Source organism: Acinetobacter sp. 1125_18A (genome assembly GCF_052824985.1).
Genome location: NZ_VTDG01000009.1, coordinates 163581 through 176868, shown reverse-complemented (window position 1 = coordinate 176868; position 13288 = coordinate 163581). Strand labels below are relative to the sequence as shown.

The 13288-nt window shown below is 38.9% G+C and carries 9 protein-coding genes and 1 pseudogene; 8 read left to right on the top strand and 2 right to left on the bottom strand.

Annotated elements, in window-relative coordinates:
* The 6 genes and pseudogenes from ataA to FY049_RS16215 form a co-directional block, all read left to right on the top strand.
* Window positions 1-3118, top strand: a pseudogene (ataA, locus tag FY049_RS16240) (trimeric autotransporter adhesin AtaA); the annotation flags it as partial.
* A gap of 63 nt (window positions 3119-3181) precedes the next feature.
* Window positions 3182-3976, top strand: a complete 795-nt coding sequence (tpgA, locus tag FY049_RS16235; RefSeq protein WP_446084003.1) for a trimeric autotransporter adhesin/peptidogylcan-associated protein TpgA — start codon at window positions 3182-3184, stop codon at window positions 3974-3976.
* A gap of 586 nt (window positions 3977-4562) precedes the next feature.
* Window positions 4563-6392 (top strand): dihydroxy-acid dehydratase, encoded by a 1830-nt coding sequence (ilvD, locus tag FY049_RS16230; protein ID WP_056517335.1) that lies wholly within the window; start codon window positions 4563-4565, stop codon window positions 6390-6392.
* 248 nt (window positions 6393-6640) lie between these two features.
* The gene (locus tag FY049_RS16225; protein WP_004718883.1) at window positions 6641-7981 is read left to right on the top strand and encodes a hypothetical protein; all 1341 of its coding nucleotides are present in this window, start codon (window positions 6641-6643) and stop codon (window positions 7979-7981) included.
* Window positions 7974-8264 carry a chorismate mutase gene (locus FY049_RS16220; protein ID WP_016539541.1) on the top strand — a complete coding sequence of 97 codons (291 nt, stop codon included), beginning with the start codon at window positions 7974-7976 and terminating at the stop codon, window positions 8262-8264. Before FY049_RS16225 ends, FY049_RS16220 begins: the two co-directional genes overlap by 8 nt.
* A 52-nt stretch (window positions 8265-8316) precedes the next feature.
* Entirely contained in the window at window positions 8317-8694 is a 378-nt protein-coding gene (locus FY049_RS16215) for a surface-adhesin E family protein (protein WP_004718881.1), read from the top strand.
* 171 nt (window positions 8695-8865) lie between these two features.
* On the opposite strand, the gene FY049_RS16210 is transcribed toward FY049_RS16215, so the two are convergent.
* On the bottom strand, window positions 8866-10263 hold the full coding sequence (locus FY049_RS16210; protein ID WP_446084002.1) for a glutamine synthetase family protein: 1398 nt from the start codon (window positions 10261-10263) through the stop codon (window positions 8866-8868).
* Between the two features lie 208 nt (window positions 10264-10471).
* Here FY049_RS16210 and FY049_RS16205 point away from each other — a divergent pair, with 208 nt between their 5' ends.
* Window positions 10472-11215: a sulfite exporter TauE/SafE family protein gene (locus tag FY049_RS16205; RefSeq protein WP_056516994.1), complete on the top strand. Its 744-nt coding sequence runs from the start codon at window positions 10472-10474 to the stop codon at window positions 11213-11215.
* A 138-nt stretch (window positions 11216-11353) separates the two neighbouring features.
* Here FY049_RS16205 and FY049_RS16200 read toward each other — a convergent pair whose 3' ends face one another.
* Entirely contained in the window at window positions 11354-12259 is a 906-nt protein-coding gene (locus tag FY049_RS16200) for a LysR family transcriptional regulator (RefSeq protein ID WP_056516997.1), read from the bottom strand.
* Window positions 12260-12575: 316 nt separating this feature from the next.
* Between FY049_RS16200 and FY049_RS16195 the strand changes: the two genes are divergently transcribed.
* Window positions 12576-13265 (top strand): aspartate/glutamate racemase family protein, encoded by a 690-nt coding sequence (locus tag FY049_RS16195; protein ID WP_224964505.1) that lies wholly within the window; start codon window positions 12576-12578, stop codon window positions 13263-13265.
* The last annotated feature ends 23 nt before the right edge of the window (window positions 13266-13288 follow it).

Genomic DNA, 13288 nt, shown 5'->3' with positions numbered 1-13288 from the left:
AGTAAACAAAGGTCAGTTGGATAGCTTAAGTACAGGTCTTACTAATACTGGCTTTGGCTTAAAAGCAGCAGATGGCAATACAGTTAACAAGAAGTTAGGTGAAGCGGTTGAAGTTGTTGGTGCAGATAGCAACATCACTACGAAGGTTACAAATGGTCAAGTTGCGATTGAGTTAAATAAAAACCTCAATAACTTAACTGGCATTACAGTGAACGATGGAACCAATGGTACAAATGGTTCTACTGTGATCGGTAAAGATGGTATCTCAGTTAAAGATGGTTCAGGCAATACGATTGTAGGTTTAGATAACACAGCGTTGACGGTTAAAGATGGTAGTGGCAACACAGAAACTAGCATCAACAAAGCAATCAATACTCTCAATGCATCGCAAGGTGAAACTGATAAGTTTGCCGTGAAGTACGACAAGAATGCTGATGGTAGTGCAAACTATGACAACGTAACCCTTGCAGGTACAGGTGGAACCACGATCACCAACGTTAAAGCAGGCGCTATTAACGCAACATCAACTGATGCGATCAACGGTAGTCAATTGTACGATGTTGGTAATAGTCTGAAAAATGCAATTGGCGGTTTGACCACGAGAGATGCAACGACTGGTATCATTACGACAAGCAACATTGGTGGCACGGGTTCAAACACAATTGATGGTGCAATCAACAGCATTAAAGATTCAGCAACCAAAGCGAAGACCACAGTTACGGCTGGAGACAATGTTGTTGTGACTGCTGGTACCAATGCAGATGGTTCAAGTAACTATCAAGTTGCAACAGCGAAAGACGTAAACTTCGACAAAGTGACTGTAGGTAATGTTGTTGTTAATAAGGCAAGTGACACAATTGAAGGATTGAGTAATAAAGATCTTACAGCGAGTGATTTTGCGACTAAAGGTAGAGCAGCGACTGAAGAGCAATTGAAGCAAGCTATCACGAAAAACATCACTGAAGTTGTAGATGGTAATGGCAACAAAGTGAATATTATTGATCAAGTTGTAAATACGAAACCTGACAATAAAAACCAAGATTCATTGTTCTTAACCTACGATAAGCAAGGTCAAGAAACCACAGATCGTCTGACGATTGGTCAAACAGTGCAGAAGATGAATACCGATGGTATTAAGTTCTTCCATACCAATGCCGATATGTCGAAAGGTGATTTGGGAACAACTAATGACTCAAGTGCGGGTGGTTTAAACTCTACAGCGATTGGTGTAAATGCAATTGTTGCAAGTGGCGCGGATAGTTCAGTTGCTTTAGGTCATAACACGAAAGCAAATGGCAAAGAGTCAATTGCAATTGGTTATGGTGCTGAAGCATTAGGTACACAATCAATCAGTATTGGTACTGGTAACAAAGTGAAAGGTAATCATTCTGGCGCCATTGGTGACCCGACCATTGTTGATGGTGCGAACAGTTATTCTGTGGGTAATAATAACCAAGTGCTTACAGATGATACGTTTGTACTTGGAAACAATGTGACTAAAACAGTTGCTGGTTCAGTTGTGTTAGGTAATGGCTCAGCGGCGACGACTAGTGCAGGTGTTACAGGTTATGCGTTGTCAGTTGCAACAAGTGCAGACAAAACAGCAATTAGCAATACAACATCAACAACTGGTGCAGTAGCAGTTGGTGATGCGGCAAGTGGCATTTATCGTCAAATTACTGGTGTTGCAGCGGGTAGCGCAGATGCAGATGCTGTAAACGTAGCGCAGTTAAAAGCAGTTGGAAACCAAGTTGTTACTACTCAAAACGCACTTGTAAATGGTTTGGGCGGTAATGCGAAAGTCAATGCTGACGGCACCATTACAGGACCAACCTATAATGTTGCACAAGGTAATCAGTCGAATGTTGGAGATGCTTTAACAGCATTGGATAAAGCCATTGGCTCTGCAGCAACAACATCTAAAACGACTGTTTCTAATGGTCAGAATATTGTTGTGAATAAGAGCAAAAATGCTGATGGTTCAGACAATTATGAAGTATCAACAGCTAAAGATTTAACAGTTGATTCTGTGAAAGCAGGTGATACGGTTCTCAATAATGCTGGAATCTCAATTGGTAATAATGCGGTTGTGATAAACAACACAGGATTAACTATTGCAGGTGGGCCAAGTGTAACGGTGGCAGGTATTAACGCGGGTAATAAAACAATTACCAATGTGGCAAATGCTGTTAACGCTACAGATGCAGTCAATAAAGGGCAGTTAGATAGCGCAATTGGCACTGTGAATAACAATGTCAATGAGCTTGCCAATAATGCTGTTAAATATGACGATGCATCAAAAGATAAGATCACACTTGGTGGTGGTGCAAATGGCACAACCATTAGCAATGTAAAAGATGGTGCAGTTAGTCAAGGTTCTAAAGATGCTGTAAATGGTGGTCAATTATGGAATGTTCAGCAACAAGTTGATCAAAACTCAACGGATATCAGCAACATCAAAAATGATATTAACAATGGTACTGTCGGCTTAGTTCAACAAGCAGGTAAAGACGCAACAGTTACAGTTGCGAAAGATACTGGTGGTACAAGTGTGAGTGTGGCGGGTAAAGATGGCAACCGTGTTGTGACAGGTGTTAAAGATGGCGCAGTCAATGCAACATCAAAAGATGCAGTCAACGGTAGCCAATTGAATACGACCAACCAAGCAGTTGTGAATTATCTTGGCGGTGGTGCTGGTTATGACAATATTACGGGTAGCTTCACTGCACCAACTTACAATGTAGGTGACTCTAAGTATAACAATGTCGGTGGTGCAATCGATGCATTGAACCAAGCGGATCAAGCATTGAATAGCAAAATTGACAATGTCAGCAATAAGTTAGACAACGCTTTCCGTATTACCAATAACCGGATTGATGATGTTGAGAAAAAAGCCAATGCGGGTATTGCAGCAGCAATGGCACTTGAATCAGCACCATATATTCCAGGTAAATATACCTATGCTGCAGGTGCGGCATACCATGGTGGTGAGAATGCGGTAGGTGTGACCTTACGTAAAACTGCAGACAATGGACGTTGGTCGATTACAGGTGGTGTTGCGGCAGCATCTCAAGGCGACCCAAGTGTTCGTATCGGTATCAGTGGTGTAATTGACTAAATCACGAGACGAGGAAGATCGAACGGTCTTCCTTTTTCTTCGCAAATTTTTAAGAGAGAAAAAATGAAAGCATTTAACAAAAAAATTATGTTCAGTGTATTCAGTGGTCTTGTGATGTCATTGAGTCATGCAGCTGAAGTTGAAACATCAAATATCCAAGAAATTCATTTTCCTGAAGTGAAAGACAGTTATTTAAAGCAAGTGAATCGTTATGAATATGATGATGTGGCACGTTTAGATAAAGGTTTAAGCAAAGATCAGATTCGCCATGTTTTGGGGAATCCACAATTTTCTGAAGGCCTTTTTGCTGTTAAAACTTGGAACTATGTATTGGATGTTCGAGAGCCGAGTTCCAATCAATATAAACGTTGCCAGTTACGCATAGACTTTGATAAGCACTACCGTTCAGAAAATCTATATTGGAAAGGTGAACAATGCCAAGGTCTGATAGCTTGGGGCATCAATAACCAATCCGCGACAGAACAAACGGCTCTATCCTCTACAGGCCAATCAGCCAGTGTTTTATTCTATTTTGATCATTCAGATAAAAGTGGGGTAAAAAATCCTGAAGTGATTAGCAAAATTGCCGATCAGATTAAGCAAACTGATGGGAACAGTAAAATTTTTGTTGCAGGTTATACTGACCGTTTAGGTTCATTTCCGTATAACCAACGTTTATCAGCGGCGAGAGCCAATACCGTTGTAAATTTGTTGAAACAACAAGGAATTCCTGCGGATCAAATTCAATTTTCAGCAGAAAATAAAACTGACGTGTATCAGAAATGCAATGGAATGAACAAAAAAATTCAATTGGTCGAGTGTTTAGCGCCTAATCGCCGAGTAAACATCACTTGGTAAAACTGAATGCATAATCAAATAAATTCAGTTTAAAAGAAGGTGTTTATTCTTCAAATAGATTGAGCCTTATTGCATGCAAACGCCCGATGAAATTCATCGGGCGTTTTAAATTATTTACTATTCTGGTTTATTTTGAATAAATCATACATCACCAAATGATATCGATTGCCAAGTTAACCGAGCAGAAGCATCAGCAAAAAAACATTTTGATTAAACAGAAATAATCTGTTTGAAAGTGAATAAACGAGGTTCGTTTAGAGAGCTTTTATAAAATAAAATTTAGTGAATTTTGTTAAATGATAAATATTTTTTATTAAAAAATAAAAAATTATTCATAGAAGTTTTGTGTCTTATCCAACACGATAGCGTTATATTAAATTCTAATGTTTTATTTATCTACAAAGCTTGTTGGAATATCAATAGACACGTCTTGTTTAAAAAAAGATCATGCTCAAGATCATTGGTTATATGCTAAGTTATAGTATGATGTGTTCATATTTCGACTGATTTATTGCTATATCATCAGTTTTATTTAGCCAGAGTGAATTGATATTCATTTCAAGCTCAAACAATGTTGGAAATACAAATGCCTGACTATCGTTCAAAAACATCGACACATGGAAGAAATATGGCTGGCGCACGTGGCTTATGGCGTGCAACAGGAATGAAAGATGAAGATTTTGGTAAACCGATTATTGCGGTAGTCAACTCATTTACTCAATTTGTCCCTGGTCATGTGCATCTGAAAGACTTAGGTCAGCTGGTTGCTGAACAAATTCAAGCAGCGGGTGGCGTGGCAAAAGAATTCAATACGATTGCGGTCGATGATGGTATTGCAATGGGGCATGATGGCATGCTGTATTCATTGCCTTCGCGTGATTTGATTGCAGATTCTGTTGAATATATGGTCAATGCGCATTGTGCAGATGCCATGGTGTGTATTTCTAACTGTGACAAAATCACACCAGGAATGTTAATGGCGGCAATGCGTCTGAACATTCCTGTGGTATTTGTCTCTGGCGGCCCAATGGAAGCGGGTAAAGTTAAAATCCGTGGTACAGAACATGCGATTGATCTCGTTGATGCAATGGTGGTTGCTGCTGATGATAGTTTTACCGATGAAGAAGTAAAACAATACGAGCGTTCAGCTTGTCCAACTTGTGGTTCATGTTCAGGTATGTTTACAGCCAACTCAATGAACTGTTTGACAGAAGCCCTTGGTTTATCTTTACCGGGTAATGGTTCAACTTTAGCAACCCATGCAAATCGTCAAAAATTATTTGAAAAAGCCGGTCAATTGATTGTTAAGTTGGCAAAGCGCCATTATGAACAAGATGACTACACCATATTACCGCGTTCAATTGCGACCAAAGCATCTTATGAAAATGCGATGACGCTAGATATTGCAATGGGTGGTTCAACCAATACCGTATTGCATTTATTGGCTGCGGCACATGAAGCAGGTGTTGATTTTACCATGGACGATATTGATCGTTTATCGCGTAAAGTGCCTGTGTTGTGTAAAGTTGCGCCTGCAAAACAAGATGTCCATATGGAAGATGTCCATCGTGCAGGCGGTATCATGTCAATTCTAGGTGAATTGGATCGTGCTGGCCTATTGGATACAACAGTCTATACCGTACATGAAAATACGTTGAAAGATGCCTTAGATAAATGGGATATTATTCGTACCGAAGATCCAGAGGTTTACGAGTTTTTCCGTTCAGCACCAGGTGGTGTTCCAACTCAAACAGCATTTTCGCAAAACCGTTATTATCAAACTTTAGATGGTAACCGTGAAAAAGGTGTGATCCGTAATGCTGAACACGCATTCTCTAAAGACGGTGGTTTGGCTGTACTGTACGGAAACATCGCTGTGGACGGTTGTATTGTAAAAACTGCGGGTGTAGATGATTCGATCCTGAAATTTAATGGTACGGCTCGTGTCTTTGAAAGCCAAGATGCTGCTGTAGATTCAATTCTTGGTCATGAAATCAAAGCTGGTGATGTGGTTGTCATCCGTTATGAAGGTCCACGTGGTGGTCCGGGTATGCAAGAAATGCTTTACCCAACCAGCTATCTAAAATCGAAAGGTTTAGGTAAAGAATGTGCTTTACTTACAGATGGTCGTTTCTCTGGTGGTTCTTCAGGTCTTTCCATTGGTCACGTATCGCCAGAAGCTGCAGAGGGTGGTGTTATTGGATTGGTTGAAGATGGTGATTTGATTGAAATCGATATTCCAAATCGTACAATTCATCTCGCTGTTGATGATGCAACCTTGGCTGCACGCCGTAAAGTTCAAGACGAAAAAGGTTGGCAGCCAGCTGAAGAACGTCCACGTAAGGTTTCAAAAGCATTAAAAGCTTATGCTATGCATACCACCAGTGCGTCGAAAGGTGCGGTGCGTGAAATCTAAGCGTTAAAATAAGATTCCCAAACAAAACAAAAGCACTCATGAATTGGGTGCTTTTTATTGCATTGACCTAACGATTTAAATTTTATCGAGTTTTGGGATATTGATCATTCAGATTCAAATTGTTATAAGTTTTGTTATGACTGGTTAGAATTAATTTTCTCAGCATCACCCGTGAATGAATGGTATGCTTGAGCGAGTTTCAATCAGATTTTCTTTTATTTTTCAGTGCTTATTTCGAGGCTCTACGCATGTCACTGTTACGCCGTTGGTTTGATCCAATCCGATCGAGTTGGTTTTACCAAAAGCCGATTCGTCAAGAGGTGTTATCTACGGAACAGGGACTGAGTATTTATCTGCGTTTAGATGATGTTTATAGTTATCTTGCTGTACAGCAACTGACACAATTGGAAGATCTTTTAAGTGATGATTTAAAGCCACTTAAAGTGATTATTTCCAATACCGCAGCAGAACCCCCCAATGGCATGACTATAGAGGAATGGCGCAATTATAGTTTAGAAGACGCCAAAATCTTAGCCAATCAACATCGCTTTAGTTATGATGATGAAAAACCAGAACAACCAACTCAAGAAGCATTACAACAAGCGGAAACAATCCTTAGAAATACACCGCTGACCGGTCAAAATTTTCTTTATTTACTCGAAGATGTATTCCATATGCTGTGGCAACAGCAGTATGGCAAATTGCGCACTTTATTCGTGATGGCTAGTCAGCATCAAAAACCACAGAATTTTCCAGAACGTATTTTTGGTCAAAGCCCAATTTTAGAAAGCTATTTTGAATTTGGTGGACGTAAATATCATGCAGTGGATGATTTATTACGGCTGACTCGTCGCTTAAAACAACAAAAATTATTGATTGATAACCCTATTTTTCTGATCAATCACATTGAATGGCGTGAGCATTTGATGAGTGATGCGGAAGAGCTTGCTGAAATTCAGGCCATGCATCCTGAACTTGATTTATATATTGCCTTAGAAGACCCAATCAGTTGGTTATTATTGGCATATATCAAAGAAGAACTCGCAAATTATTATAATATTCAGTTGAACTTATTTCCGCTGAGTTATCACGGTCGGGACTTTTTTGATTGGAGTTTGGCAACCCGTCTTTCCAAGCGTTCAGAAGTGAAATTTACCCCGTTCTGTCGTCCGACTGCTGAAAGCACCTTAAATATGGCAAAGCTTTATTACAGCGTACCAGAAGAGCAACGTGTAGATGTGATGTATGACATTTTACAAGCGGTTTGGACCAAGGGGCGTGATTTATCATTCAAGCCGCATTTACAGCAAATGCAACATGATTTAGGGATTGAAAATCTAACAGATACAGATGTTGAAGCTTTATTAACAGCCAATGATCAGCAATGTGCAGAGAAGCATCAACCTGATTTTCCTGTTTTAGAATTGCGTATTGAAGGAAAGCGTTACGTTTTTAATAGCCTATATCGGGTTTGGATGATTGAAAGTATTTTTAGTAATGTGTTAGAACAGAAGTATAAAGCCGAGAATGAGTTGGAACGCGCTCAACATCATATAGAAGCACAGGATGCAGAAAAAACAGATGATTAAAAAAGAGAAATGTGAATCATTAGAACAAGTACGTGATCGAATCGATCAGTTGGATCAGGAACTGATTGAGTTGATTGCAACCCGCCAATTTTATGTTGATCAAGCTGTCCGATTTAAACGTAATGTAGACGACGTACAGTCTCCTGAGCGTGTACAACAAGTAATTAATAAAGTACGTCAGAAAGCCATAGATGTTGGTACCAACCCTGATTTGGTGGAAATGCTTTATCGGGAAATGATTCAGCACTTTATCCAAAGAGAGTTAAAAGAAATCCGTCCATAACGGTGATGTGATTTCAATTTCACCCATAAAAATATTTATTTTAGAGAACGGTATGAAAAAAATTATTTTAATCTGCATTACAACAATGTTGAGTCAGTATGCACTTGCAGAAAATTGGAAATTTATTGTCAAAGATGAGGATGGTAGTTTTTATCTAGACACCGATCGTATTGTGAAAAAAGACAAAACGGTAAATTATTGGGCTAAGTTTGTTGCTGATGCAGACAGTGAAGAACTGGATATGAAAAAAGGTGACTATACACTTTCTCATAATTTAGACCAATGTGCTGATCGTACGACAAATATCACTTTGGTTGAAGATTATAAAAAAAATGGTCAATTGATCAATAGCGATCCGCAAGATTCAGATCCAAGTGATATTGATGATGATGAAATTAATCTGGCATTTTTTAAAGTCGTGTGTAAATAGTTTCTAAATTGTTATTTATTTCAATACTTAAAGCATAATCAGCTTTAACGCAATTCAGTCTAAGCTGCTTAAAATCCCTTTTATATAAAAGGGATTTTTTTATTGATCACTGTTAATTTATGGTCATCATACTATTTTGATTTAAGGCATTAGAATTTTTAAATCAGCCCTTTATATGCCCCATTCCAATTCTGCATTTGTGATTTTATTGATGACAGATTGATATTCAAACTTTTTACATGCACACCATAATTGGATAAAATCTGAACCAAAATATTGTTTAAAGACTGCATGTTTTTCAAATAATTGCAGTGCTTCAAGCTGATGAGAGGGTAAGAAATGCCGTGAGTTGATCACTTTTACTTGTTGGATTGATTGAGGTAAATCCAGTGCTGCATGTAAGCCATGCAGTACCCCCGTCAGAATGGTTGCAACACACAAATAAGGGTTGACGTCTGCACCTGCAACACGATATTCCAAGCGTTGATTGTCCTGATCTGAACAGGGGATACGAATCGCAACATTGCGATTATTGAAGCCCCAATTGGCTTCTAGTGGAACATGATTGCCAAGTTGGAATCTGCGAAATGCGTTAATATTGGGTGCTAAAATAGCCATGGATGCGGGCATTAAGTCAAGTAAACCTGCAATCACGTTCTGCATGATGGGGTTTGGATTTTTTAACTGATCTATTTTAAAAAGATTGTCTTGCCATTGATTGCGTATGCTCATATGAAAGTGCATGCCACTGCCTGCTTTCGCCATATTTGGTTTCGCCATAAAACTGGCTTTTAAACCATGTTGCATCGCAATTTGACGAATCATTCGTTTAATACACATGATGTCATCACACAGTTTTAAAATGTTGTCACTGTGCTGAATATTCAATTCAAATTGTCCAGAAGCACTTTCAGCTACAACACCTGTTAAATCAATATCTTGTCGTTTTGCTTCTAATTCAATTTGTTGAATAACGGTTTGAAAATTATGTGGGGTATCAACATCGAAACATTGGGTAGAAAGCGGATCAGATTGGGGAGAAAACGGGGCATCTTGGATATTTTCAGACAAATAAAATTCGATTTCACCAGCCATCATTGGAAAATAGTGCATCTGATGCAGTGTCAATAAAATTCTTTTTAATATATTGCGAGGCTCAATCACACAATCTGAACCATCATCGGATTTCATGGTTAATAGCAGCTGGGCATGCTGATGGGGTTGATCTGCACAAGGCTTTAGACTGCCCAAGACGGGCATACATAAGCGATCAGGTTCACCAATATATTTCCCCAGCCCACTTTCTTCAACCACTTGACCATCCAAGCTCATCGCATAAATAGACAACGGAAAGTAACAGCCTTTCTGCAATTGATGGAGGGCATTTACTTCAATACGCTTACCGCGAAGATGACCATTGAGATCATGTAAGCAGATATCAATAAACTGGGTCTCTGGATAATCTTCTAAATATTGTTGAATTTCTTTGTTGAAATCATGCATGTCCTGATTTTCTAAGATCAGTGCTGTGGGGAATATTTTTGTAGAATTGGCAAGTGACATATTCATTGTGAATAAATCCAAATGGGGTAAAAAAATTATAGAAAGCTTGTTTGCTCTAGTAACGTAAAATGATCGTAAATTCTTTTCTTAGCTACTTAGCCAAAACACTCAACATCAAGCCTCAATCATTGCTTGAGGCTCTATCCTAAAAACAGTGATATTTCAAAACAAAGCTTTGGCGTAGCATTGCCTCAGAATATTGAGGTAAAACGACATGATGGGATTTGTAATTGGTGTATTTGCAATTGCAGGCATGATTAAAGGCACAATTGGTCTCGGCTTACCTGCCGTTTCAATGGGACTTTTAAGCCTTGTGATTAGCCCATTCCAAGCCGCAACTTTATTGATCATTCCATCTATGGTGACCAACTTTTGGCAATTGTTTGCTGAAGGTCATGTATGGCGGTTAGTTCGCCGTTTTTATCCCTTACTGTTGGGGATTATTATCGGTTCAATTTGGAGTGTTTTCCCAACTTTAGGGCACTCTAGTGGTGGTTTTCATAGTGAAGCATTACTGGGTGGAATGCTGGCATTGTATGGACTCTATGGTTTATTTTCCAAACGTATGCCAAATCTTGCACCGCATGAAAAATGGCTTTCCCCAATCATTGGATATTTAGGCGGTGCTTTAACTGTTGCCACGGGAGTGGTGGTGATTCCTGTGGTCCCTTATTTACAATCTTTGCAGTTAAAGCGTGATGATTTGGTTCAATCTCTAGGTTTAGCTTTTACCGTTTCAACATTGTGTCTTGCTGTTTTCTTACATCAAAATCCTGTTGAAGATACGCCAATTGATTATCAGTTATCTCTTATTGCTTTGGTGCCTGCATTAATAGGAATGTGGGTGGGAACAAAAATTCGTTATCGTATTCCAGAGCAAAAATTTCGTAAAGTTTTCTTCTGTGGCTTGGTGATTTTTGGCTTATATTCGGTATTGCATCAATTTGGTGTGATCTAGTCTGAGGACAAATGGTCGTGTAATGGCTCTGTCCGCACATGTGAAGCTATGACCATATTGGGTAAACTGAAAAAATCAAAGCAGATGATAGCGATTTAGTTAGTTTTAAAAATGAATATCAGCGTGGTGCTTAAGTCTTTAAGCTAAAATCAGTTTCGATTTTTGTGAAATTAAAAATTGGGCAAAGTGTTGATACGCTGTTGGAAGTTCATCAAAATTTTGAGCAGCTAATTGTAGTTGGCGTTTTGCCCATTCTCCAACCAGCTCAATTTGATCAAATGCATAGAGTTGATTGAGTCGCATTGCTGCCCGTTTGGGCATTATGGCAATGCCGACACCACTTGCAACCACTTGTGCGATCGCAGCAAAATTTGGCAATCTTAAACGATACTGAATTGCACAATTGAGCAATTTGGCTTGGTTTTCAATCGACTGCTGTAGAGAGTGATATTGCATTAAACCCACAAAGGCATAGTTCAGAGTATCGACCAGTCTGAGCTCTGTTCGCTCGCTTAATTCATGATTTGATGGACAAATCAGCACTAACGGATCATCTGAAAAGGCTAAAGTTTGTAATTGATGTGCATTAAAAAAGCTCGAAATTAAGCCGAGTTTTGCATTGCCTTTTTCAATGGTCTGAATAATTTCATTACTTTCAGCTTCCTGTAGATCAATCTGAATATGGGGGTTTTCAACTAAATACTGAGGAAGTAATAAGGGCAGATATTCACTTTGTGCAGATGAATTACACCACAAAGTCATCTGTGTGCTTAGGCCTTTTGCGAAGGGTGACATCGCTTGTTCAAGCTGTTTACTTTGTTGTATTAGACGTAAAGCCTGTTCTGCAAAAGTTTGACCTGCAATTGTGAGTTTGACCCCAGAGGCATGCCGAGTAAAAAGGCTTGTGGCATATTGTTGTTCGAGTTTTTTAATACGTTCACTGGCTGCCTGTAGTGAAATCGACGAGCGTTCTGCGCCTTTGGTGAGGCTTCCTGTGTCCACGATATTGATAAAAAGTTGCAAATCGAAGAAGTCTAGGCGCATGCGAATCATAAAGAGCTGAAATGAGATCAAAGTATAGCTGAATAATCATACAAATATGCGATATCGTGTAGATTGTTTCAACGATGAGTAAGACGAGATTTAAATTGAAACAATGAAGGCTTGATCACGACGATATCGTACGATAGTCACTTGATATTTAAAGTGCTTGTATTGGAAAATATATAGGTTTGAAACATAAGTAACTTGATTGATATTGATCATATGCCTGACTTGCTCAATTTGAGTCTAAAACGCAAACCATTTATGAAATCTCAAAATACCCTAGAAAAGATGAAAATTCTAAGCGAGCAAAAAAGTGAAAACGATTGGTTTATTAGGTGGAATGAGTTGGGAATCTACAGACTTGTACTATCAGCAGCTGAATAAAAGCGTTCAACAAAAATTAGGAAAATTACACTCTGCAAAAATTGTTTTAATCAGTGTTGATTTCGCTGAGATAGAAATATTACAGCGTCAAGGTTTATGGGACGATGCAGCACTGTATTTAACAGAGAAGGCAATTCAGTTGGAGAAAGCAGGGGCAGAAGGTATTTTACTGTGTACCAATACCATGCATAAAGTTGCTTCTGCTATTGAAAGCTCGGTCTCAGTTCCATTTATTCATATCGCTGATGCAACAGCAAAAGAAGTTTTAAATCAGAACATTGGCAAAGTCGGTTTGTTAGGTACTCAATTTACCATGGAACAAGACTTCTATAAGCATCGGTTAGAAGAACAAGGCATAAATGTACTGGTGCCTAACCAAGAGCATCGACAGATGGTTCACAATATTATTTATGATGAATTGTGTTTAGGTGTGATCAAGGAAGAATCTCGTCAGAAATACATCCATATTGTTGAGCAGCTAATATTAGAGGGTGCTGAAGGCATTATTTTGGGATGTACAGAAATTTGTATGCTCATTGGAGATACTCAGTTTTCTGTTCCGCTGTTTGATACAACGTCGATCCATGTGCAAGCTGCTGTGGATTTTGCTTTGTCTTGACCTTTTTGAAGTGGGTATTTGTA

What these genes read in the sequence shown, in the direction of transcription:
- tpgA (WP_446084003.1), top strand. Translation starts at nt 3,182, where the DNA reads ATGAAAGCATTTAACAAAAAAATTATGTTCAGTGTATTCAGTGGTCTT.
- ilvD (WP_056517335.1), top strand. Translation starts at nt 4,563, where the DNA reads ATGCCTGACTATCGTTCAAAAACATCGACACATGGAAGAAATATGGCT.
- FY049_RS16225 (WP_004718883.1), top strand. Translation starts at nt 6,641, where the DNA reads ATGTCACTGTTACGCCGTTGGTTTGATCCAATCCGATCGAGTTGGTTT.
- FY049_RS16220 (WP_016539541.1), top strand. Translation starts at nt 7,974, where the DNA reads ATGATTAAAAAAGAGAAATGTGAATCATTAGAACAAGTACGTGATCGA.
- FY049_RS16215 (WP_004718881.1), top strand. Translation starts at nt 8,317, where the DNA reads ATGAAAAAAATTATTTTAATCTGCATTACAACAATGTTGAGTCAGTAT.
- FY049_RS16210 (WP_446084002.1), bottom strand. Translation starts at nt 10,263, where the DNA reads ATGAATATGTCACTTGCCAATTCTACAAAAATATTCCCCACAGCACTG.
- FY049_RS16205 (WP_056516994.1), top strand. Translation starts at nt 10,472, where the DNA reads ATGATGGGATTTGTAATTGGTGTATTTGCAATTGCAGGCATGATTAAA.
- FY049_RS16200 (WP_056516997.1), bottom strand. Translation starts at nt 12,259, where the DNA reads ATGCGCCTAGACTTCTTCGATTTGCAACTTTTTATCAATATCGTGGAC.